The 24657-nt window shown below is 43.8% G+C and carries 14 protein-coding genes; all 14 read right to left on the bottom strand.

Annotation, left to right across the window (positions count from 1 at the left end; translation table 11 throughout):
- Window positions 1-49 precede the first annotated feature (49 nt).
- On the bottom strand, window positions 50-2344 hold the full coding sequence (locus K429_RS0118475; RefSeq protein WP_026367859.1) for a GH92 family glycosyl hydrolase: 2295 nt from the start codon (window positions 2342-2344) through the stop codon (window positions 50-52).
- Between the two features lie 26 nt (window positions 2345-2370).
- Window positions 2371-3342: a glycoside hydrolase family 130 protein gene (locus K429_RS0118470; protein ID WP_026367858.1), complete on the bottom strand. Its 972-nt coding sequence runs from the start codon at window positions 3340-3342 to the stop codon at window positions 2371-2373.
- A gap of 29 nt (window positions 3343-3371) precedes the next feature.
- Entirely contained in the window at window positions 3372-4679 is a 1308-nt protein-coding gene (locus K429_RS0118465) for an MFS transporter (protein ID WP_026367857.1), read from the bottom strand.
- A 13-nt stretch (window positions 4680-4692) separates the two neighbouring features.
- Entirely contained in the window at window positions 4693-6957 is a 2265-nt protein-coding gene (locus tag K429_RS0118460) for a GH92 family glycosyl hydrolase (RefSeq protein ID WP_026367856.1), read from the bottom strand.
- A 25-nt stretch (window positions 6958-6982) separates the two neighbouring features.
- The gene (locus K429_RS0118455) at window positions 6983-8992 is read right to left on the bottom strand and encodes a glycoside hydrolase family 97 protein (RefSeq protein ID WP_026367855.1); all 2010 of its coding nucleotides are present in this window, start codon (window positions 8990-8992) and stop codon (window positions 6983-6985) included.
- Between the two features lie 111 nt (window positions 8993-9103).
- Window positions 9104-11047 carry a BT_3987 domain-containing protein gene (locus tag K429_RS0118450; RefSeq protein ID WP_007212728.1) on the bottom strand — a complete coding sequence of 648 codons (1944 nt, stop codon included), beginning with the start codon at window positions 11045-11047 and terminating at the stop codon, window positions 9104-9106.
- Window positions 11048-11077: 30 nt separating this feature from the next.
- Window positions 11078-12244 (bottom strand): DUF1735 and LamG domain-containing protein, encoded by a 1167-nt coding sequence (locus tag K429_RS0118445; protein ID WP_026367854.1) that lies wholly within the window; start codon window positions 12242-12244, stop codon window positions 11078-11080.
- A gap of 8 nt (window positions 12245-12252) precedes the next feature.
- Entirely contained in the window at window positions 12253-13251 is a 999-nt protein-coding gene (locus K429_RS0118440; protein ID WP_007212726.1) for a glycoside hydrolase family 18, read from the bottom strand.
- Window positions 13252-13272: 21 nt separating this feature from the next.
- A complete protein-coding gene (locus K429_RS0118435; RefSeq protein WP_007212725.1) occupies window positions 13273-14889 on the bottom strand; it encodes a RagB/SusD family nutrient uptake outer membrane protein in 1617 nt (538 codons plus the stop codon).
- Window positions 14890-14893: 4 nt separating this feature from the next.
- The gene (locus tag K429_RS0118430) at window positions 14894-18256 is read right to left on the bottom strand and encodes a TonB-dependent receptor (protein WP_026367853.1); all 3363 of its coding nucleotides are present in this window, start codon (window positions 18254-18256) and stop codon (window positions 14894-14896) included.
- A gap of 190 nt (window positions 18257-18446) precedes the next feature.
- Window positions 18447-20726 carry a GH92 family glycosyl hydrolase gene (locus tag K429_RS0118425; protein ID WP_026367852.1) on the bottom strand — a complete coding sequence of 760 codons (2280 nt, stop codon included), beginning with the start codon at window positions 20724-20726 and terminating at the stop codon, window positions 18447-18449.
- A gap of 38 nt (window positions 20727-20764) precedes the next feature.
- Window positions 20765-21775: a FecR family protein gene (locus tag K429_RS0118420; protein ID WP_007215450.1), complete on the bottom strand. Its 1011-nt coding sequence runs from the start codon at window positions 21773-21775 to the stop codon at window positions 20765-20767.
- 31 nt (window positions 21776-21806) lie between these two features.
- On the bottom strand, window positions 21807-22367 hold the full coding sequence (locus K429_RS0118415; RefSeq protein ID WP_007212720.1) for an RNA polymerase sigma-70 factor: 561 nt from the start codon (window positions 22365-22367) through the stop codon (window positions 21807-21809).
- A gap of 40 nt (window positions 22368-22407) precedes the next feature.
- Window positions 22408-24642, bottom strand: a complete 2235-nt coding sequence (locus K429_RS0118410; RefSeq protein WP_026367850.1) for a GH92 family glycosyl hydrolase — start codon at window positions 24640-24642, stop codon at window positions 22408-22410.
- Window positions 24643-24657 lie beyond the last annotated feature (15 nt).

The following is a 24657-nucleotide window of genomic DNA, read 5'->3' as shown; positions in this document are numbered from 1 at the left end:
GATCACCCGTTTTTTTGATCAAAGTTGTTTTTATCTTCTCTTCTTTATACTATCGAAGTATAAATCTCAGCACTCCACCTTTTACCAGTTCTTCATGACTGATACGGTAGCGGGATAATTTCTTCCCTCCTAACTCCATCTCACGAATGTATAAGGACTCTGTTGAAGGGCGCCCAGTTTCTATCACCAGCTTATCGCTTCCCCAAGTATCAGAGTCAAGACGAATCACCACCTTGTCGAATACAGGCGTAGTAAGGGTATAATACGGATCACCAGGACAGTCGGGGTAAAATCCTATCATGTTAAAGATGGCCCAGGTAGACATGGTACCGGTATCATCATTACCGGGAATACCATCGGGAGCATTTTTAAAATACTTCTGCAAAAGCCTTTGAGTCTCCTTTTGCGTACGCCATTCTTCGCCCTTGAAATAAGAAAAGAGATGAGCATAGGCAATGTCGGGTTCATTGGCAGGATCATAGAGACCATCGTCAAAGACACGCTGAAGTTTTTCAATGAAAGGTTTCTGTCCACCCATGAGACGGGCAAGCCCTTTCACATCGTGGGGAACATAGAAACTGTAATTCCAGGCACATCCTTCATGAAAACCGGGATTCGGTTCAAAATTCTCTCCCTGTCTCGGATTGAAAGGTGAATAGAACTGACCGTCAGGCAGAATGGGACGGAAAGTACCAAATTCCTTACTATAATAGTGTTTATATCCCAATGAACGGTTATAAAAAAGACGGGCATCAGCCTGATATTTCCGTGCTTCTGCTTTTTTACCCTGTTCCGCAGCCCTCTTACCTAATGCATCCGCCAGCAGGGAAAGAGAATAATCCGCAATATAATACTCCAATGCATGAGAAACTGAATTATCGTACTGTTCACGCAAAGGAACATATCCTAATGACATATAATCATCATTATCCGGCCTTAGCAAATTCTCTGCACCGGGCAAAGTGGCAGATTTATACATAGCCTCATAAGCCAGATCGATATCAAAATCACGTAATCCTTTCAACCAGGTATCAACGATGACAGGAATAGACGGGTCACCCTCCATAGTCAACGTTTCACGTCCGTAGAGTTCCCATTTAGGTAGCCAACCATGTTCGCGATACATATCGAGCATGGAACGCACCATTTGTAACTGACGTTCGGGATAAACCAACGTAAGGAGTTGGTGAACATTACGATACGTATCCCAAAGCGAGAAAACAGTGTAACGCTCTCCCTTTGTTGTCAGAATCTGATCACTTTCCATGGCGGGATACTGACCATTGACATCTTGCAGGATATTGGGATGTATCAATGTATGGTAAAGAGCAGTATAAAAGACAGTTTTCTGTTCTTCCGTTCCGCCTTCGACAAGGATACGCGAAAGATCCTCATTCCAACGCATACGGGCATCAGCCAATACCTGACTGAAATTCTTTCCACTTTGCTCTGTATCCAGATTCAAACGGGCATTCTCAATGCTTACAAAAGAAACTCCCATTTGCACTTCGATCTGTTCACCTTCCGTCGTGTTGAAAGTAAGAAAAGCACCGATATCATCTCCGGCTATTTCCTTACGATAACGGGTATAAAGTTTGTAGCGTCCGTTGTCGGGATCCCATTCAGCTTCCACTCCGGTCATGGGACGCTGCTTTTTCCAATAACCGCTGGATGCCGGTTGCTTGTTGACACGCATTACAAAATAAATGGGAAATACCGCCTGGGGGTTATAGCAGAAAGTTCCCAATAATTTCATACCTTCAAATTCGGTGTCGCTCACCTGTTTCAAGAAAGCACCGGTTTCATTCGTCAGTCCTTCACCCAAATTCAGTAATACATGACTCTGTCCGGCAGGAAACGTAAAACGTGAAACACCCGTGCGGGGAGTGGCAGACACCTCAGTCTTTACATTATAGCGAGTGAGGAAATTACTGTAATATCCCGGAGAAGCCTGTTCATCTTTATAACGACTTCCATACTCTTTATAATCTACGGACAATTCACCCGTAGTAGGCATCAGCAATAAAGATCCCAGTTCGGGACACCCTACACCACTCAGATTGACATGCGAATAGCCGGTGAAAAAACAATTGTGATACTCGTAAGGAGTAGACCACCAACGAGCATCTTTATCATACTTATTATCTTCCGATCCCATCACATTGAAGGGGACCACGGACATCATTCCATTAGGACAGACCGCTCCGGGATTAGTGGTTCCAAAGTTGGTAGTACCGATGAAAGGATTGACATAGCTTATAGGTAAAGCCCCCTCTCCACCTCCGGCAAACGCCGGAAGCAGACAAAGGGCAGAAAGTGTGTAAGCCAATAAAATACGTTTCATAGTCGACTGATTCTTTAAGGGATTAACTATACAATGCTGTTTTTCTTCGTAAATTCTATGATTTCCGAAATATAGCCAAAGGCCATGCCAACAACTGTATCGGCAGCGCCATAATATACAGCTACTTTATCTCCATCCTGCAAAGAGGCGCAAGGAAATACTACATTGGGCACATCTCCCTGCAATTCATAAGGAGCAGCAGGTGCAAGCAGATACGGACGGGTGCGATATAACACTTTGGCAGGATTCTCTTTATCAAGAATGGCCGCTCCCACAGAATAGCGGAAACCGTTGCAAGTAGTAATAACTCCATGATAGAATATCAACCAGCCCTCTTCAGTAAGGAACGGAACAGAACCTGCCCCTATCTTCGTACACTGCCATGCACTTTCGGGGAAAGGAGTAACTTTCATCACACAACGGTGTTCCCCCCAATATTTCATATCCGGACTGTAACTGATGTAAATATCTCCAAACGGTGTATGACCGTTGTCGCTCGGACGACTCAACATAGCATATTTACCATCTATCTTCTGCGGAAAAAGTACCCCATTGCGGTTAAAAGGCAAGAAGGCATTTTCGCACTGGAAGAATTCTTTGAAGTCGAATGTATAACCGATACCAATTGTAGGTCCGTGGTAACCATTGCACCAAGTAATCCAATAACGATCTTCAATCCAGGTGACACGCGGATCATATTTATACTCGGACTCTATCATCTCCGTATTCCCCGCCTTAAAGCTAATGGGCTCGTGATTTATCTCCCAATTGATTCCGTCTTTACTAAAGCCCGCAAAGATATTCATCTGCACCGACTTATTGTCACAACGGAACACACCGGCAAACCCATCTCCGAACGGAACTACCGCACTGTTGAAAATACTGTTGGAACTCGGAATGTGGTAACGCCCGATAACCGGGTTCTTAGAATAGCGCCACATGACATCTGAGCAACCTTCAGGACGTTCTTCCCAAGGCATTATAATTTTACTGTCCATAATTCTTCTTATTTATATTGTTAATAATATCATTTTTTCTTTTCATCCGGATAGGTAAACGGCACAAAATACGTTATCAGGAATGCCGGAATAGTAGCAAACATCGTGAAGATGAAGAATGTCTTATATCCCAACGCGTTACTGACAAAGCCACTGATAGAACCCGGTAACATCACACCCAAATTCATGATGCCTGAAGCAAAAGCATAATGAGCCATCTGGTGCTTACCGGGTGCCACTTGCTGCATCATAAACAGCGACAAACCTACGAATCCGAAACCATAACCGAAATATTCAAGCACAATGGCACCGCCTATCAACATGCCGTTCTCCGGCTGATAAATGGCCAGTAGCGTATAAGCCAGAAACGGAAGATTGAAAATGCAGCACAGTGAAAACAGCGTGCGACTCAACCCTCTGTGAGATATATAATAGCCGGCCAACAGGGAACCCAGTACAAATGCAGCCGCCCCATAAGTACCATAGTACAAACCGATCTCCTGTTCTCCCAGTCCCAGACCACCGACTGAACGTTCCGCCTTCAGAAACAACGGCACTATCTTCATGACAAAGCCTTCGGCCAAACGATAAAGAATGATGAAAGTAATGTAATACCAGATATGTTTCTTCTGAAAGAAGTTCCGGATAACTTCCACCAACCGGTTCCAGGTTTCCTTGCCGGATGTCGTGCCCGTGGCAGCAGTGCCTCCCGAAGGCAACATACGCATGTGATACACTCCCAGCAATACCATTACAGCAGCCAGAATGAACATAACCGTCATCCAAGCCTGCACAGTAGCCTCATGACGAACAGTCTCCTCCACTCCCGGAACTCCCCCATAGTGTTTCAACAACCACCCTGCCAACCAAACCAACCCACCGGATGCGACAATCTTAGCAATATTATAGAAAGCACCTTGCCAACCGATATATTTAGCCTGATCCTGCTTATTCAATTCTGACATATAAACACCATCGGTCGCAACATCATGCGTTGCCCCGCTGAAAGCAATAATCGCCAGTAAAGCAATACATACAGCAAAGAAAGCCGGAAGATGCAACGCCAACGCTACCAGGGCAAAACCTGCCCCGGTAATCAGTTGTGTCAACACTACAAAGAATTTCTTCGTTTTGAACATCTCCAAGAACGGACTCCAAAGGAATTTCAGTGTCCAGGGCAGCATAATCAGTGATGTCCATAAAGCAATCTGCGCATCATCGATGCCCAGGCCTTTAAACATCAGTACAGATACCATATTCAGCACCACAAAGGGAAGCCCCATAGCAAAGTAGACGGTGGGTACCCAGGAAATCGGATTACGACTATTTCGACTCATACCTATTTGACTTTTATTTCAGCGGTTCACCGCCCATCGTTAATTCCAGAGTACCACCGTCTATCATATCTTGATGTGCAAAAAAGGGCGCATTCAGTTCTTTACCATTCAGGAACATCTTCTGCACATACTTGTTCTCGCGACTATTGTTATGTGTTACGATGGTGAAAGTCTTCCCGCCTTTCAGGTGAATGGTTGCTTTATCAAATAAGGGCCGGCCAATGGAATACACAGGCTTACCGGGACACACCTGATAGAATCCCATCGAATTAAGGATAAACCACGCCGACATCTGACCGCAGTCTTCATTGCCCGACAATCCATTCGGATCATTGAAATAGAGTGTGTGCAACACCTCGTCCACCAATTCCTGCGTTCTCCAAGGCTGACCGACATAGTTATATAGATGTGCGATGTGGTGGCTTGGCTCATTTCCATGCGCATACTGCCCTATCAGACCTGAAATGTCAACGGATACCGATTCACCTTCCATAGCCGAAGGAGCGATGAACAAAGAGTCCAGCTTGCCGATAAAAGCCTCCCGGCCTCCCATAAGATCTACCAATCCGTCCACATCATGAGGCACGAACCAGGTCCATTGCCAAGCGGTACCTTCACAATAATCATCATTGCGGTGATTGGAAGAACGAGGATTGAAAGGTGTACGCCAGTTGCCTTCACTGTCCAGTCCGCGCATGAAGCGGGTGGAAGCGTCGAAATAAACCTGGTATCCTTTGGCGAATGCGGCATATTTTTCCCGATTAGGGCCATCACCCAGAGCTTCCGCTAATAGCGAAATGCACCAGTCATCATAAGCATACTCCAATGCTTTGGCCACCGATTCGTTGTCTTTATCGCAAGGCACATAGCCTATTTTATTCTTCCAGTATTTGGCTTGCGGCATCAGATGAGGCAATACCAGCGGAGGACACAGGATGCCGGTAGTGTCATATTCCGCAGCACGGATGCAAGCCTTGTATGCGTCTTGCACATCAAAATCACGATAGCCTTTTGTGTAAGCGTCAGCAATAATGGATGCGGCATGGTAGCCAATCATGGTTCCGGTATAATTGCCTGCAAGTTCCCACATAGGGAAGATGCCGCCTTCGCGCTGCTTCAGGATGAGCGAACGGATAAAAGCCTGATTCAAATCCGGATCGATAATCGTCATTAAGGGATGATAGGCACGGAAAGTATCCCACAATGAGAAAACCGTGTAGACAGGATTTTCCACACTGCCTTGGTGGGGCTTCAGATCCATGCCCAGATAGCGTCCGTCGACATCCGTAAACAGATTGGGTTGCACACCCGTATGATAAAGTGCGGTATAGAACATAATCCGCTGATCATCATCGTCGGTTTCAATATCTATTTTCGACAAATAATCGTTCCATGAATTGCGGGCGGCACTGCGCACACTGTCAAAGTCCCATTCGGGTATATCAGCCTCCACATTCCGACGTGCTCCGTCCATATCCACGGCAGAAACTCCGACCTTCACAAGAACTTGTTCATCAGCCCCGGTCTGGAACTGCAACAGTGCTTTAGCTGTGGACAGCAACGGCCCGCCTTGGTCCAATGCCATAGAATCGGTCACCAAAGTATAGGTGAAAGGTTTGGAGAACTTGGCATAGAAATTAATGTATTGGTCGAAAGCCCAATATACCGTCTTCTTACGCCCGCGTATCTCGGTGTCGCTGATTACTTCCAGCTCCATTTCTTCATTCGTCTGGCGTTGCAGACTGTAATCCAGGTCAAGGATGAATCCCGCATCTTCCGCTTTCGGAAAAGTATAACGATGAATAGCCGCCCGCTGGGTAGCGGTCAGTTCGGCCTTCACTTTATAGCGCTCCAGAAATACCGAATAATAACCGGGTTGAGCCGTCTCGTTCTCGTGAGAGAAAGCGGAAGCATAAGCCATCTGCTGACTCTCCTCTCCCATCGCATGATAATCTTGCCTGCCCACGGTAGGCATCAACAATACGTCACCATAATCTCCACAGCCCGTACCGCTGAGATGCGTATGCGAAAACCCGTTAATGGTAGAATCTGCATAATAATAACCTGAACAGGCATCCCACTGATAAATGCGTGTATCCGGACCGGGCTGTATCATTCCGTTAGGCACTATAGCCCCGGGATAGGTATGTCCATGTCCTCCCGTACCAATGAACGGATTGACGTACGATGAATAGTCCTGCATTTTCGGAGTGCAACCATACATCCCGAGCAACAGAATTCCACCCATCATCATGGAATTAAATCTCATATTTTTCATATCTCAATAGTATTACATATTCATATCAAAGTGGCATAAAGGTAATGGCCTGTCCGCCCCCTTTCGCCATATTCACTGATAAAATATCAGTAGCGGTCACTTGCTTCTCTATGATTTCATAGGCCGTAGGATTCGTCACCCAGTCAGCATCCTTGCCATCGGCATAGATGACCGCCCGATACGTCTTACCCTTTTCCAGAAAATCCAGCGCGACAGTGACTTCACGGGCTTCCTCATTCGTAGCTGCACCCAGGAAGTATTTCTCTCCTGCCCGGCGTACGATAACCACAAATTCCCCCGGCTCACCCGCCAAAGCTTCCGACCAGTCGCAATCAGCATCAAAATCACGGAAAAACTGGAAAGCTGGATGGCCTTCATAGTTCTCAATCATATCGGCAGCCATCTGCAAAGGAGAATAAAGTATCACCCAGTTTGCAATTTGCTTCGCCAGCGTAGAGTTTATACGGCAATCTTTGCTGTCTTTCATATTCCACTGCTTGCGATAAGGAGAGTTCTTGGCACGCTCGTACATGATATCGAATATGCCCGGCGTATAATCCATCGGTCCGGCAAGCAAACGGGTGAAAGGCAACATGACATGATGTTCCGGCGGATTACCTTCGCTCCAAGCATTCCATTCCATGCCACGGGCACCTTCACGGGTCATCATATTGGGGTATGTACGTCGAATTCCGGTGTCCTTGATGGGCTCGTGCACATCGAGGGTGGTGTGATATTTAGCCGCGGTTTCTACAACATTGCGATAATGACGCACATTATACTGCCCGTGATGATTGTGTCCGTCGGGAAGTCCGCCTGCATAACCGGTTTTCACAGAATGAATGCCCAGATCAGCATACCATTTATATGACTTATCCAGTTGTTTCTCATAATTTATAATATTGCCTCCCGTCTCATGGTGTCCGATAATCCCGACTCCTTTTTCCCGGGCGTAGCGGGCAATTTCCTCTATATCAAAATCGGCATACGGACGGGTATAGTCGAACGTCTGAGAACCGCCCCAGTTTTCCCAACCTTCATTCCAGCCTTCATACATCACTGCTTCGATGTTGTTGGCCGCTGCAAAGTCGATGTACCGCTTTGCGTTCTCTGTTGTGGCACCGTGACGATCATTTATCACCCAACTTTCCACTCCCAGATGCATTCCCCACCAGATACCTACATATTTCATCGGACGTATCCAGTCGGTAGTTTCCAGCGCACAGGGTTCGTTCAGATTCAGGATAAGACCGGAGTTGATAAGCCCGACTGCTTTCGGGGCAATCTGTATGGTGCGCCAAGGTGTCTTAAAGCTTCCTCCGTTGAAGCGGGCTTTTATGCCGTCCGGCCAGGGAGCCAGTTCGGATTTAAAATTGCAGTTTCCCGTATTCTTCAAGGTCATCTCCGGAAAATCGGTCAATGCTGCTTCATGGATGCTGGCATATAAACCTCCGGTTTTGAAAGTCATGGGAGTATTGGCATTGTCTATCCGGCTGACAGGCTGTGTACGATATAGCAACTCATAAGTATCATAATTGGCAGGTATGGACCATGAAGTGCCATCCTGTGCTATATTGAACGCAGTCAGCTCGTCCGTCACCAGAATACTGTCAGCTCCGGGAACTTCATATTCATAGCGAAATCCCAATCCATCATCAAAGATGCGGAAGCGCAGGGTTAATTTGGTATTTGTCGTATCGGACAGGTGGACAGCCATTTCGTTGTAATGGTTGCGGATATTTTTGTTTTCTCCCCAAGGTTGGGTCCAGGTTTCGTCATGGGTGGTGAAGCCGGTGTTTACGACCTTGAAACCTTCGGCAAGATTCACTCCGTCCTTGGCTGTGAAACCTAACATGGAGGGCTTGATAAACAAGGTATCTCCAATATTTACCTGATAAGCTATCCTACCATTATCATCCAGAGTGAGGGCAAGCCGAATATGACCATCAGGCGAGGTTACTTCTGTCTGTTTAGGAGAAGTGCAACTTATCAAAAACCAAAAGGACACAATTATATATATAAAGCGTTGTTTCATATGTTTGATTGTATAGGAGAAGAGTAGCTACTACTTATATCATTGCGAGCCTCATCCTGGTGTCAGCATGAGGCTCGTTCTGACATATATAAAATTACCACTGTTTTACTTTTATTTCTTAACCAGCGTATACATACCGCTCGAATGTGGATTCTTCAGTTCTTCCACTGCATTATAGGTATCACCGTCCTTTGTGAACAGGCTGAAACCATAGCGTTTTCCCGAGTCATACATATAGACAGCTCCGCCACTCATAGATGTTTCAAGAACGAAAGCGTCGTCCGATGCTGCCATAGCAGCCCAGGCAGCACCGCTATATGTGGCACGAGACATGGCATAAGTCGTGCCATCAGCAGTACCGATGACCTGAGGAGAAGGACAAAGAGCTATTCCTCTGTCATCATAGTTCATAATGAACGGATATGTACCGGTAATATCCTTACCGTCCCAACCATAAACCTTGTAACTTTTTCCCTGAACATCCTCGGTAATAGTGATATCGAAAGCTTCTGCATTTGTCCAATCCCACCACTTAGGAACATCATTTTCATGATAAACATACAATGCTGCGCCCGGAGTTACTGTCCACTCTCCTAAATAGAATTCATAGCCGGGTACAGAACCTTTTTTGGCAGTCAGGTCAGTGCGGGTGTAATAATTACCGGTCCACGATACATTCTTGTTCCAGAGCTTCGCAGCCACCTTGTCGAAATAGGATTCGTACATACGGCTTGAACCCAGATTGTAGAATGCAAAGTATTTATAACCACCATTCACCACATTATCCAGATGAGTATCGTTCACACTAATCTTATTCAGATTTCCACCATCCTCACTCACTAATGTAATGGCATACGGTGCCTGAATTTCTTTCGGTATATCTTGACCGTAATAGTCACGGAATGCCCCATAAGTACCATATACAGAGTAGTCAATCAAATTTTCCAAACCGCTGCCTATCGGATGGTCGTCAGCAGTATACCAATAAATTCCGAATGTTACATCCTCTTCTTTTGGCATGATTTTACGACATTCTTCCAATAGTTTCTTGTAATTCTCCGGCGTACATTCGCTTTCGCTGGATACTACGCTACCGGAAGTACCTTTATAGTTACCTTCAGCATAAGAAGAATATTCATCATCAAAGTCAAACCCGTCCAGACCATAAATGTCGATATATGCTTTCAACTCTTTTGCAAAGGCTTTAGCACCTTTTTCATTCAAACTACGCATACCGGCATCATCGTGATTACCCAAGATAGATAAGTGAACCTTGATACCTTTTTGCTGCAACGGACGGATAATCTTGTCGGCATTTGCCAACACAAAAGATACCTGATCATTACAGAAAATATACGGTCTGCCATCACTATCCAGATTGATATTGGCTGCAAAAATACTGACGATATCAAAGAAAGGAACACCATCTACCATATATTCACCAGCATTCAACGGACTTTCATTGTTCACCTCTACATAGACCAGATTCTTAATATCACCCTTCGTAGCAGGATCAGGAGTTACCCCCAGATTCTCAACCAAATAAATGTAGGACTGAGTATTGGAAGACACCTCCACACCATTGCCGGCTGTTGCCGAAATGGCAACGGCATAAGTGGTGCCCACTGTTCCACCGGGATTGATATCCAGCTCCAGTGATTCGGATCTCTTACTTCCGGCAGCAATCGTCACCTTACCGCCATTCTCCAAGGACAACTTGTCCGTGGGGTACATCTGATAATTCGTACTATTGGCGGCATTATAAGCGGCCAACGCATCTGCATCAATTTTGAAAGTTACCTGTACATCCGTTTCTGCATTCTTACTCAATTCAAAGAACAAGTGACCGGCACCGGCTTTATTGTCCTTGATGGCAATAGTGGTCAGTTGCTTTGCTCCGGCAGCCGAACGCACACTACCATAAGTTCCGTCAACAGTCTCAAAGATATTATCGTTGCCTGTTGAGATGGTGAGGTCGTCTTCGCAAGCTGTAAATACAGCTCCGAACAATAGCAACGACCATGCAGCGATTCTTATTTTATAACAATGTTTCATAATAAGCACTTTTAATTAGATTAAGGGTTATCACTTTTTTGCAGGGAGTTCTACATCTACCCAAGTCAATTTAGCGGATGCTGTAGCATCATTTCCGCTGTTGCTGTAATCTTTGATAATATCTGCTCCGTCATCAAATTTCCAGTAGGCCACCAGATTTTGAGCATCTTCACTTACGGCATAGAAATGGTTTTCGGCATTTATTTCATCTTGAGTCAGCACTCGGTTCCAGATACGTACTTCCGAGATGTCGGCATCCAGAAAACGTTCGTTATTATAAGAGTAACCAATCCAGAAACAACGTGGTTTACCGTCCGATTCATCAGAATGAGGTATACCCCAGTTTACCGGACCATACGTAGCATCTGTAAAATCACCTACAAGTTTGCCATTGAAATAGACCCTAATAGTTTGTGCTTCCGAATCGTAAGTTACAGCAACATGTGTCCATGCATTCAGTGGAGCCACCATTGAGCTATTCGTAAAGTTTCCCTTGCCTGTTGCTATCTGCAATTGATTAGAAGGTACGCCCGAATCACCGAAACGGAACAAGAATTGTCCTTCGATACCCATCAAAGTATTCAACTGGTTATCAAAGCTATACGGATGAATCAAAGCTTCAGCCGTCATCGTCTTCATATTTTGAACAACATTCGGATTTACCCAGTCTACATATACATTATTTTTATTAATATTCGCTACTTTATTAATCAACGCAGCACCTTTGAATACATAATAAGATGTATTCGACGAGCCCAGCACATTGATACTTGCATCAACAACCGTAACCGGCAATACATAGGTTTTATTGAGGTCTAAGCTGCCGAGTTCGGTAAAAGAAACTGTGATTGGGGTCGATTTCAAAGCACCGGCTGCAATTTTTCCTTCCGTTGCGCTGAAACTGTAGTGACCTTCCGGGAGCATCTCCATATCACTGACATAATAAGTGTCCTCATATACGGAAACCAAACTTGCATCTGCTTTTATAGTGAAGGTGATATCCTGTTCTGAGGGTTTCGGAATAGACATAGAAAATTCTCCTGTGGCATTTTGAGTAATTGCCTTTACAAAAAACGTGGTCGGAGTCTTCGAGGTCATGAACAATTGGTTGTCAAAATTCTCCGTATCATCGGCACAACCGGAGAACATACCGGAAATCAGTGCCAAGGAGATAAAATAGATATTCTTAAGTTTCATAATAGTAATCATTTAACGGGAGCTGGATTCATTATATCAATCGCTTCTTTCACATAGGTGCAAGCACCACTGGTAGAGTAATAGTCATTCTGGACATTATAGATGGCAATGCCGGCTTTCTCATATCCAACAGCCTCTACAGTGGCCCAATAGGCTACCTCGCCCAATGCACGAGTACCATCCCAATATCCTGTCTTCTTATCAGTTGTATCATAAGAAATCGTAGACACAGCCATAACAAAACGGTCACTCGGAACCCCCTCCTCTAAGGCATTGTCCACCAGCAGATTTAACTCGGCAGCAGTAGTTGCACTTCCACTGTCCAAAATGATGTGCTTACAACTATTCAAGATGTTTTTGTCAATCAGATTCTGCGGTTTTCCTTTGAATGCAAAAAACTTATCTGCATTAGCTGTTTTCCATGTATTGACTGCATTCAGAAAAATGTTCTGTGTTGTCTGATAAGTTGCCAAATCAGTTACTGACATGAATGCCGGATTTTTTCCGGAAAACTCTGCAATCAGTCCGTCATAGTTAGGCAAATAGGCAAGCTGTGTGGTAAGTTCCTTTTGCAGGTAACTATCAAAAGCTTCCATAGAACCGCTTCCATCTGAAGCCAAATCATCATAAGCCGCCTTTATAGCATCATAACTAATGGTATAAACAACTTTCGTTCCTTTCTGATGAACAGTTTCTATATCAGCTTTCTCGAAGTCGGCTAACTCGGGATACATCATTGAAATAACATCAATACTGTCCGACATATTAGTAATGTGCTGCGCCGGACTATAAGGCGCCTTATTACTGTTATCGAAATAGGCATACACTACTTTATGCTCAGAAGCTTTATAGGCGGTCAGGTTGTTCAGGTACTTTGCATATGCTTCGGGGTTCTGATCTTTTATAGTAGACTCGTTGATGGAAAGGCTCTCCACATCCGTACAGGAAGCCAAAACAATGCTTGCCAAAACGAACAGACCGGTAATAGGTTTTATTATATTTTTCATAACTTATCGAATAAAATAGGGTTATCTGATTTTGGAATTACAATCCCACCATACACGGGTAGCATAATTGTCCGCACCTTTCAGGTAGCTTGACACTGCAGCTTCCACATTCGCCTTATTGCTGACATATTCGTCAGTGGGGAAAGGCATACGACGCGCTCCTAATTCATTGTCGACTACACCACCGCTCTTGTTTCCAGCAGGATCCGCAGGAATCAAGCGAGGATAGCCTGTACGACGGAAATCCGCCCATGCTTCGTTTCCAAGCATCCAGTTGGCAATCCATTTCTGGGTAATGATACGCTCTTGTTTCACATCCGGCGTATCTCCTTCATTCCATTTCACAGTAATGGTAGACAACTGTGAGCCATAACTGTTGGCTCCGGAAGGATCGTCATATATACCGGGCTTACTGGTAGCATTGTTTATATAATCAACTGCACTTCCGGCACCCCATTGTTCAAACGACAGTTCGATACCTCTTTCGTAGAAATCCTTTGCAGTACCACCCATACCGGTAAAACCAAATACAGCCACAGCCTCAGCGCGCAAGAAAGCTACTTCAGCAGCATTCATCCACATAATAGGATCACTCTGACCTACATTGACACCGGAATATTTATGTGCATCCGCACCCAGCGTAGAACGATTAATGCTCCGGCGAACACCTACATATTCATAACCAGTCCATTCGGACGGAACGAAGTATTTGGAACGACGAGGATCATTATATCCATTCATATAGCAGATGATGTCGGCAGCCGCATGTGTATCACCACCGGTGAGACAAGCATGGTCCGTAGCTGAATTATAGCGGGTTGCGGTATAGAGCGGATTGACAATCGAGCCGAAATAACTCCACTTGGCATTATCATTATTTGACTCAATCACTCCCCCCTGTATAGCTTTCTGAGCTTCTTGTTCAGCCAGTGTCTGGTTAGCATACACAATACGCATAGCGAGGCGTAATCTCAATGAATTGGCAAATAAAATCCATTTGTTGATGTTTCCGCTATATACATAGTCGGCGGTAGCAGCCAGGGCAGCTCCGGGATTATCATTCAAAGTAGCAATTGCTTCATCCAATTCGGTAAAGAACTGCTTGTACACAACTTCCTGCGAATCATAAGGAGTGGTAACAGCACCGTCCAGACCTATTTTTGAATAAGGAATAGGGCCGTAAGTATCCGTTACGCGACTCATGGCAGCTACCTTAATAATCTTTGCAATGGCAAAAGGGACAGGATTTTCAGTCTTTTCGGATATATTTTGAACCGAAGTCAAGTTAGTAAATAACTGTGGAATGAGTTTGTCGGACTTCAAGAATACATTAGTCCAATTATCCGTAGCATTAAAGTTCCCAATCGTATTTCCCCATCCAGTATTGGTATCCGAGAAATAACCGCCCATCGGTCCACCCAACAAGCAGTCGGTGAACTGTGCCGTATTTACGTCCGAAGATACCACGCAACTGGAAAGGTTGTTCATTGCCGACCCCAACATATAGTCGTCGGCTTGCATATCATCAGTTCCAGGTTGATAAGGATTCGAGTTAATGTCCATATAATCACCTGTACAAGATACTCCGGTAAAAACCAGTGTTCCTACTATTATTTTATTAATAATACTTCTTCTCATAACATTAAAATTTAAGAGTTACACTACAACCGAAATTACGGGTAGAAGGCATCATGAAATAATCGACACCCTGATAGAAATTGTCAGTGGATGCTACGCTTTCAGGATCGAACGGAGCTTTACTATAAATCATCCACAAATTACGTCCTACAAGCGAAATCGTCAGGTCACATACATTATTGAACATCTTGCGAGGGAATGTATACCCGATAGAGGCTTCCTGCAAACGTACGTTTGTTGCCGAATAGGTGTAATACTGCGCCACTGCGTCACCACCACCTATAGCACTATACCATGATTCCGGACTTACCCGGTCTCCTCCATTCACCGACACATATCCTAAGTCTCTTGCCGCGGCCGTAGCCTCTGATACGCCGAATTCATCCAAAACAGCTTGTGTACGTGAGAATACCACACCTCCCAAACGGGCTGAAATCATAAATCCCGCATTAAAGTTCTTCCAGGAGAAGTTATTGCGCCATGCCATATTGGCTTTCGGCAATACGCTTCCCAGCTTGATCCACTCATCCGAGTTTTCAATCTTTTCGGTAGTCACGTTGCCATTCTGATCTACATACACATTGCCATTGGCATCACGCTTCATATCTATATTAGAATAGATATCTCCCATAGAACCGCCTTCCTTCAACAGGAAACGTGCAGAGCCCAAACCACCCATATTCAATGTAGAAATAGAAATCACCTCATTGGTCACAGGATTAATGGCATTGTCTGCCAAAGTCGTAATCTTGTTCTGATTGGTAGAGAACGTATAGTTGCTGCTCCAGGTAAAATCTTTCCAAGTATTTTCATATCCCAATGCCAGTTCGATACCCTGATTACGCACAGCACCCGTCTGGATATACAACGCAGAATAACCGGATACTCCCAATTGAGGATTGAATGTCTGGTTCTTGGTAGTTGTATTATAGTAGGTCATATCAAAATTGAAGTTTTTCAAAAAACGCAAAGTCAAACCGACTTCCCATGATTCTGTACGTTCCGGCTTCAGGTTGTATACCGGATACTGGGTGGTGTTACTCCACTGCCCTGTACTTTCATTCCATTCGTAACGAGGATTGGCTATGTATCTCTCAAATGCCGTACCTACAGAAGCGAAAGAACCACGCAGCTTCATGAAGGAAAGATAATCACGATTCAGATTAGGCATCAATTCAGACAACACGACTGAAAGACCTACTGAAGGATAGAAGAACGACTTGCTGGTAGAGTTAGGTCCTGCCAACTGCGAAGGCCAGTCGTTACGTCCGGTCAATGTCAGATAATAAGTACTCTTGTAGCCCAGTTCAGCAGAAGCAAATACAGACTGAGTTTGCTCACGCCAGCCGTTCTGCATACGCTTTGTTTTCTTAGCACTCAGGTTCTGTACATTAAATACGTTAGCAAGTCCCGGAGTTTCACCCTCAAAGTTTTCGTCAGCAATAGGACCTCTCACTTCCAGTCCATCCGAACGCATATCCATAAATGAAGTACCGATATTTGCCGAAAGGTTCCAATTCTCTCCAAAGCTCTTGTTAATATTGATAAGGAAGTCGGCATACAATTGTTTATCTGTCGTTTTAGATATAGTATAGAGACCGCGTGTAGATGCCTCAGTCATCTGCGTATTTGTTCCGGCATAATACTTTTCAGTATAATCATTGAAAGAATTATCCAAACGGACACGACCACTGACACTCAACCAATCCAATATCTTGTAGTTCAAACTGGCATTCAGCATATAACGGTCTTTATTATTATTACGAAGTTGACGATAATTAATCCAGTATGGATTCTGCATTACCATACCCGCATCACCTACCGGCCAATACTGGGTATCCAGTTTACGAGAAGCATCATAACGTTCGTACATCTTGAAATCTTCCCAGTCATTGCCACGCGGGAACAGATAAGCACCCACCAAGGGGTTGTTATAAGTACCTTGGTTCACCATATTTTGGTCTTTCTGAAGCACATAAGTTGCACCCACATCCAAAGTCATCTTATCATCTAGGAAAGAGGTAGTATTGCGGAAAGTAAAGTTATAGCGTGCATACTTATTGTTCGGTATAAGCCCCTTAGAATTAACAGCGGCAGCCGAAACATACGTCTGGTTCTTATCTGTACCGGTAGACAAGGAAATGCTCTCCGTTCCGGTTACACCTGTCTGAAAATAATCGCTTGTCGGATTGTATCCATAAGAATTAGAAGAATTCAACAGATTTCCCCAACTATGTGTAATCTGACCGCCACTGGTTCCATAACGATTTTGAAAATCAGGGGTTACAAAAGCGTTGAAGATTTCGGTATTACTGTTCACAGTAATGTTTACGCGCCCCTCTTTACCTTTTTTCGTTGTAATGACGATAGCACCATTCGCAGCATCCGACCCGTAAAGGGCTGCTGCTGCCGCACCGGTCAGTACCGACATAGATTCAATATCTTCAGGATTAATATCAGCGATAGGTTCGGTAGATCCCTTTGAGTCAAACTCAGTACCTCCCTTACCAGTTCCGGCATACATCGGAACACCATCAATGACATATAGTGCATTGGAAGACTGCATGATAGACTTCGTACCACGCATCACTACCTTTGATACACCACCGACACCGGATGAAGAAGCGTTGATATTTACACCGGCAACTTTACCGTTCAAAGAGTTTACGAAATTGGCATCCTTTACACGGGTAATCTCATCACTCTTAACTTCTTGTACATTGTAGCTCAACGCTTTTGTAGCACGCTTGATACCCAAAGCCGTTACCACCACCTCTTCTATCAGTTGTGAGTCAGTTTCCAACATCACATTGATAGCATTCTGCCCTTTGGCTGCAACCTCCTGTGGCTTGTAACCCACATAGGAGAACTGTACCACCGGATTTGCCTCAGTAGTAGTCAGCGTAAAGTTACCATCAAGGTCAGTGATACACCCAATGCTTGTACCCTTTATTAATACATTCACACCGATAAGGGGACCCATGTCATCCGATACCTGTCCGGTAATGGTCCGTTCTTTACCTTGCTGATTACCTTCTTGCGGTGCAGCAGACTTCTCTGAAAGATAAACAATGTTATCTTCTACTTTAAAAGAAATGTTTTTTCCTTTCAAGATAGCATTCAAAGCATCTTCTATAGATGCGTTCTTCACTTTGACATTCTCCACTGCCATAGTAGCGAGCTTGTCGTCATAGAAAAATTGATACTTAGATTGAGATTTGATCTGTTCGATAACTGTACCTAACGTCGTACGAGAGACATTCAAATTCAGTTGGGCAAAGGTCCACTGAACGGATACAGTCATGAAGAACAAGACTAATAAAGCTCGTAGAAATTTCGAACTTTGAAAAGCATGATTGTTGTTCATAAACAAAGTTTAAAGGTTACACATTGGTTAATTTTAATCGACCGGGAGACTCTATTTCCTGACCGTCATATATAAAACAACGACCATAGAAAATACACTTAGTACAAAATGATATTTTTTTTCATTAAATAAAAAAGGGAATAGTTTTATTTCCTATTCCCTTCTTCATTACATTATTAACTTCAGTTTTTTATTTCTTTTTTATTTCATTGGAGAAAGAATACGGGTAATCTTCCACCTGTGTTCCTCGTTGTAAATTAGGTTTGCTACCCATATCAAATTTCAAGACACCACCCTTCAACAGATCTCCATGTTTCAGATAATTCTTCGTATACACATTTCCATCCAAACGGAGCGATTCGATGTACATATTTTCAGAATTATTATTAGCAGCATCGATCACCAATGAATTGCCATTTTCAAAATGAAGCGTTGCTTTTTTAAATAAGGGAGCACCCAAGACATACTCATCGGTTCCCGGACAAACGGGATAGAAACCTAATGCCGAGAATACATACCAGGCAGAAGTCTGCCCGTTATCTTCATCTCCACAATAGCCATCAGGACCGGGCATGTACATGCGATTCATCACCTGACGCAACCAATACTGAGCTTTCCAAGGCTGTCCGGCATAATTATACATGTAAATCATGTGCTGTATAGGTTGGTTGCCATGAGCATAATTACCCATATTCATCACCGTCATCTCACGTATTTCATGGATTACCTGGCCATAGTAGCTGTCATCGAATAAAGGAGGAACGATAAATACCGAGTCCAACATTTCAACAAAGACTTTTTCACCACCCATCAGATCAATCAAACCTTGAGGATCGTGGAATACAGACCAGGAATAATGCCAGCTATTTCCTTCCGTAAAGGCATCTCCCCACTTCAAGGGTGAGAAAGGAGCCTGGAACTGTCCATCTTTATTGCGTCCACGCATCAACAGGCTTTCCTTATCGAACACATTTTTATAATTCATAGCACGGTCAGCAAAAAGCTTCAGTTCCTTCTTCGGACGATTCAGAGCTTTTGCCATCTGGTAGATACACCAGTCATCATAAGCATATTCCAAAGTGCGGGCAGTGTTCTCATTGATTTTCACATCGTAAGGAACATATCCCAATTCATTATAGTATTCATAACCGAGGCGACCGGTAGAAGAAACTTCCGGATGCACATTCTTTGTTCCGTGGATAAGACCTTCGTACAAAGTAGTTACATCATCCACTTTAATACCTTTCAGATAAGCGTCGGCAAGTATAGAAGCGGAGTTATTACCGATCATACAGCCGCGATGTCCCGGACTTGCCCATTCGGGAAAGAAGCCACTTTCCTTATATGTATTGATAAGGCCTTCCTGTATCTGTTTGTTTACTGAAGGGTACATCAGGTTGAGGAAAGGGAACAGACAACGGAAAGTATCCCAAAAGCCTGTATCAGTATACATATATCCGGGCAAAACTTCTCCGTTATAAGGACTGTAGTGAACTGGATTTCCAGCCTCGTCAAACTCAAAGAAAGCACGTGGGAAGAGTACTGAACGGTACAAGCAGGAATAGAAAGTACGATACTGATCAAGGTTACCTCCATCCACTTCTATTTTTCCCAATACCTGGTTCCAGGCATCTTGTCCTTTCTGAACCAAAGTTTCAAAACTGTCACTCCCCAGCTCTTTCAGATTTCTGTCTGCTTGCTCAAAACTGATAAAGGAGGAGGCTACACGGGCATGTACAATTTCTCCCTTACGGGTTTTGAAACCGATGATGGCTCCCGCATGTCCTGCTGTTTGTTCACTCTGGTTTTCAACCAAAGCGCCGTCAGCAACAGAAGCCTGATAACTGAAAGGCTTATCAAATTCTATAACGAAATAGTTCTTGAAGTTATCAGGAACTCCACCGCTGTTACGGGTGGTATATCCGATTATCTTATTTTGCTCAGGAATGATCTTAATATAAGAGCCTTTATCAAAAGCATCTACTACAACATACGAATTCTCGTTCTCTGGAAAAGTGAAACGGAACAAAACGGCACGCTCTGTGGGCGTAAATTCCGTCACAACATCGTGCTCGGCAAGATACACCTTATAATAATAAGGTAATGCGATCTCTCCTTTGTGTGAGAACCAACTGGCACGTTTGTCTTCATCAAACTCTGGTTTGCCTGTTACAGGCATAATGGAGAACTGACCGTAATCATTAATCCACGGACTGGGCTGGTGGGTCTGCTTAAAACCACGAATCTTATTAGCAGTATATACATATTGCCAGCCATCTCCCATCTTTCCGGTCTGCGGAGTCCAGAAATTCATACCCCAAGGGCGTGCGATAGCCGGATATGTATTTCCCGTAGAAAGTTCAAAAGAAGACAATGTCCCCATCAGCGGGTTGACGTATTGCGTAAAATCTTTGGCTTGAGCCCAGAGAGCACAGCCTAAACAGCAAATCGATAAAAGCAGTTTCCTCATATTATTATGTTTTAAGATTATATACTTCCGATTTTTACCTATTTCTTTGAAGACAGAAATACACTATTTCCCACAATTTTATATTCAATGGGAAGCGCATTCGTACTCTTAATCAGATTCAGAGTCTCCTCGACATTATCTTTCTTCTTTAATGTACCGGAATATGTCTTTGTAGCATCCATATCAGGCGCCAGAATAATCTTCACCCCATAAGAATTCTCCAAAGTACGGGCAATCGTAAATATGTCAGCCTTTTCAAAGACAAACTGATTATTATGCCAGTTTTCAATGCCTGTATCCACCTGTTTCACTACCAGACGGCGAGTTACAGCATTCAATTCCGCTTTTTGTCCCGGAGCCAATACGATCATGCCTTCTTCGTGATTACCTTTCACTTCAATCTCTCCCTTTATCAGTGTAGCTACCGCAGAACGGTTAGTCTTGTCACTCTTTAAGTTGAAGACTGTTCCCAAAACTCTTACCTGCATGGCTTCACTGCGCACTATAAAAGGCTTCGCCGTATTTCGCTTTACTTCAAAATAGGCCTCTCCTTCCATATATACATTCCTTCCCTTTTCTGAGAATTCACGTGGATATTTTAAAGTAGTATGTTTGTTCAGCCAAACCTTAGTGCCATCAGGCAACATTAGTTCTTTCACTTCATCACGGGCAGTGACAGCAACCAATTTGCTCTCTTCACTTTGTGACTGATAAATATGATAACTCAAACCGGATATAAAAAAGATACCTATGAACATAGCAGCATACCGCATCCAGGTATTCAATCTTCTCACTTTATTTCGTTTAGCTTCTTCTTGTGCCAGCCGTTTGAACAGCTGCTTTTCAGCTTTTTCTATCTTCTTTTCATCCGCAAATTCTTCACTCTTTCCCAGATGGTATATCTGCTCTATCCTGAACAATTCACGAGCGTTACCATCCGATTCGTCCAGCCATGCATTTACCTTACAGAGCTCTTCTTCAGAGCATTCCCCCATAAGGAATTTGGCCATCAATTCTTCATCCAACTTATTCATTCCTTCTTTCATCATACTATTAAAACAACCGTTTCGATAAAAACACTTATACCTTACCTAATAAAAACAGGACTAACATAAAGTTCAGGTAGCCCAACCTCTCACGCAGAAACTTCAGGGCTTTATACATATGAGCCTCCACGGTCCGCAATGATATCCCCATAGTATCTGCTATTTCCTTATTCTTCATATCATGCAGATAGCTGAGTCTAAAGACCGTCTTACACTTATCCGGCAATTCATTTATAGCCTCGGAGAGTTCCTTTCTGAGTTCACGGTCTTCTATCCTCTTCACGACATCATTACTGTCCGGCTGATAAAACTCTATTCTTTTCTGGTTGATCTCCGTCACTACAGCTTCATAAGTATTCTTGATATCCCGGTGCTTCAGTACATTCAAAGCACGGGTATACACCGCCCGATACAGAAATGCCTGTATCTGCTCTCCTACCGTAATTGTATCTTTCCGCCGCCATAATTCTACAAATACATCTTGTACTACGTCCTCCGCTTCTTCATCACCCACGATGCGCGTGGCATAGAAAAGCAGATTGGCGTAGTACTTACGGAAAAGGAGTTTATAAGTCAGGTCAAAGTTATCACTCATAATCCCACAATTATATTATCTGGTACCATCCATCACTCCATCACTCTATCTCATACCACACTTTTCCCGGTTTATTCCCCATCTCAAATTCAAAGATAGAACCATTCATTATTTGCTCATGCGTGATATAACTTTTGTCATAAGGTTTTCCGTCGAGTTTTACCGACTGGATATAAATATTCTCTTTGCTGACAGCCGGTGCCAATATCGTAAATGTTTTACCGTTAGCCAGATGCATCTTCATCTCAGGATACATGGGAGTACCTATCTCATATTTGCCGCTAATCGGGTCTACCGGATAGAATCCCATTGCACTGAACACATACCAGGCAGACATCTGACCACAATCTTCATTCCCGCACAAACCGGCAGGTGTATTCTTATATAATTCATGCATCACCTCAGCTGCATACTTCTGAGTCTTCCAAGGTTGCCCTATGGCATTAAACAAATAAATGACATGGTGACTCGGTTCATTACCATGTGCATACTGCCCGATCATTCCAGTACTGAAAATAGGCAGATCTTCATCCGCAGAAGGATTGTAAGTGAACATACTATCCAGTTTCTGGGCAAAACGTTCCTTGCCTCCAACCAGACTGATCAGTCCATCAACGTCTTGTTGCACAGACCAGAAATATTGCCAGCCATTACTTTCGCAAATATGCGGAGTATAATCATCCGGACTGAAGTCCTCAATGAAGGATCCTTTGTTATTCCGCGGTTGCATGAAAGTAGTCTGAGAATTATACACATTCTTATAATTCCGGGAACGCTTATAAAATTCATCTGCAATTTGCTTTTCACCCAGTTTCTCCGCCATACGGGCAATGCAATAATCATCGTAAGCGTATTCCAGGGTTTTAGAAAGTGACCAGTTTTCCGAGTTATAGTGATCCGTTACATCATAAGGCACATAACCATATTTTTTATATAATCCTATTCCACGATATTCATCAATATTGGCTGTAGCTACACATGCGGCCAAAGCTTTCTTCGGATCAAAATCCCCAATCCCTTTCAAGTAAGCATCCACTATGACGGGAACTGCATGATAACCTATCATCATATCCGTTTCACTTCCATAGAAATTCCATACCGGAAGACGTCCGTTCTGTTCGGAAAAGGCAAGAAAGGATTTTACCATGTCATTTACACGCTGTGGTTCAATATAGGTATAAAGGGGATGAGCGGCACGGTAGGTATCCCATAATGAGAAAGTACTGTAATTAGTCCATCCGTCTGCCTGATGCACTTGCTTATCAGGACCATAATAGGCACCATCCACATCGCTATAGATAGTAGGAGCCAGCATGGAATGATAAAGGGCTGTATAAAACTTAACTTTCTCATCAATGTCATTGCTCTTGATTTCTACTTTGGAAAGTTGCTCGTTCCAGTTTTTACGGGTAACAGCCAGATACTTGTCAAAATCATCTGCCGGAGCTTCAGCAGCAAGATTGCGTGCTGCGCCTTCCATACTTACCCCCGAAATAGCGGTGGTAACAAGAATCTGTTCCCCTGCACTTGTGTGGAAATCAAAACGGGCAATAGCAGAGCTACCTATACGCTTACCGTCTTTGATGACAGCAGCAGTATCTAACTGTACGGATGCAAACGGTTTAGAAAAACGGGTACGGAAATAAATGTGCTGGTCGCGTGCCCAACCATCAGAAAAACGGTATCCTTGAATAGTTACCGAATCGACTACTTCAATACGGGTATCATTCGTAAAGTCCCAGTTCATAGCTTTCCGCAAATTGAGGAATATAGCTGCGTCCGCTTCAGGAAAAGTATAACGCTGGATGCCACAACGTTCGGTTGCTGTCAGTTCCACGTTGATATCATAATCTTTCAGCCGCACCTGATAATATCCGGCACTGGCTGTTTCTTCATCATGGGAAAATAAAGAGTGAATGCCCAACGGCGCATCTGCTTCTTTATAAGGCAGAGTCACAGGCATAAAAGATATATCATATAAATCACCGGCTCCCGTACCCGAAAGATGAGTGTGACTGAAACCTGCAATCGTGCTGTCCGGATAGAAATAACCGGAGATGCGATCCCAGCCGGGAAGACCATTATCGGGGCTTAACTGCACCATACCGAACGGGGCCTGCGCTCCGGGATAAGTATTTCCTGTAAAATCAGTACCAATAAAAGGATTGACGTACTCTGTTGCATAACACTCAGTTTCCGCATCCGGTTGTTGGGATACACACGCTGAAAAAGAGAAAAGAAGCAAAATCCCAAAAGATAATTCTGATAGTTTCATAATATTACATAGTTA

Source organism: Bacteroides sp. 14(A), assembly GCF_000526555.1.
In the GTDB taxonomy this organism is placed as follows: Bacteria; Bacteroidota; Bacteroidia; order Bacteroidales; family Bacteroidaceae; genus Bacteroides; species Bacteroides cellulosilyticus.
The sequence above is the reverse complement of the archived record's forward strand: the minus strand, read 5'-3'. Positions and strand labels throughout refer to the sequence as shown.

Excerpts from the sequence above, each read along its gene's own strand:
- K429_RS0118475 (WP_026367859.1), bottom strand. The coding sequence starts at position 2,344 with ATGAAACGTATTTTATTGGCTTACACACTTTCTGCCCTTTGTCTGCTT.
- K429_RS0118470 (WP_026367858.1), bottom strand. The coding sequence starts at position 3,342 with ATGGACAGTAAAATTATAATGCCTTGGGAAGAACGTCCTGAAGGTTGC.
- K429_RS0118465 (WP_026367857.1), bottom strand. The coding sequence starts at position 4,679 with ATGAGTCGAAATAGTCGTAATCCGATTTCCTGGGTACCCACCGTCTAC.
- K429_RS0118460 (WP_026367856.1), bottom strand. The coding sequence starts at position 6,957 with ATGAAAAATATGAGATTTAATTCCATGATGATGGGTGGAATTCTGTTG.
- K429_RS0118455 (WP_026367855.1), bottom strand. The coding sequence starts at position 8,992 with ATGAAACAACGCTTTATATATATAATTGTGTCCTTTTGGTTTTTGATA.
- K429_RS0118450 (WP_007212728.1), bottom strand. The coding sequence starts at position 11,047 with ATGAAACATTGTTATAAAATAAGAATCGCTGCATGGTCGTTGCTATTG.
- K429_RS0118445 (WP_026367854.1), bottom strand. The coding sequence starts at position 12,244 with ATGAAACTTAAGAATATCTATTTTATCTCCTTGGCACTGATTTCCGGT.
- K429_RS0118440 (WP_007212726.1), bottom strand. The coding sequence starts at position 13,251 with ATGAAAAATATAATAAAACCTATTACCGGTCTGTTCGTTTTGGCAAGC.
- K429_RS0118435 (WP_007212725.1), bottom strand. The coding sequence starts at position 14,889 with ATGAGAAGAAGTATTATTAATAAAATAATAGTAGGAACACTGGTTTTT.
- K429_RS0118430 (WP_026367853.1), bottom strand. The coding sequence starts at position 18,256 with ATGAACAACAATCATGCTTTTCAAAGTTCGAAATTTCTACGAGCTTTA.
- K429_RS0118425 (WP_026367852.1), bottom strand. The coding sequence starts at position 20,726 with ATGAGGAAACTGCTTTTATCGATTTGCTGTTTAGGCTGTGCTCTCTGG.
- K429_RS0118420 (WP_007215450.1), bottom strand. The coding sequence starts at position 21,775 with ATGATGAAAGAAGGAATGAATAAGTTGGATGAAGAATTGATGGCCAAA.
- K429_RS0118415 (WP_007212720.1), bottom strand. The coding sequence starts at position 22,367 with ATGAGTGATAACTTTGACCTGACTTATAAACTCCTTTTCCGTAAGTAC.
- K429_RS0118410 (WP_026367850.1), bottom strand. The coding sequence starts at position 24,642 with ATGAAACTATCAGAATTATCTTTTGGGATTTTGCTTCTTTTCTCTTTT.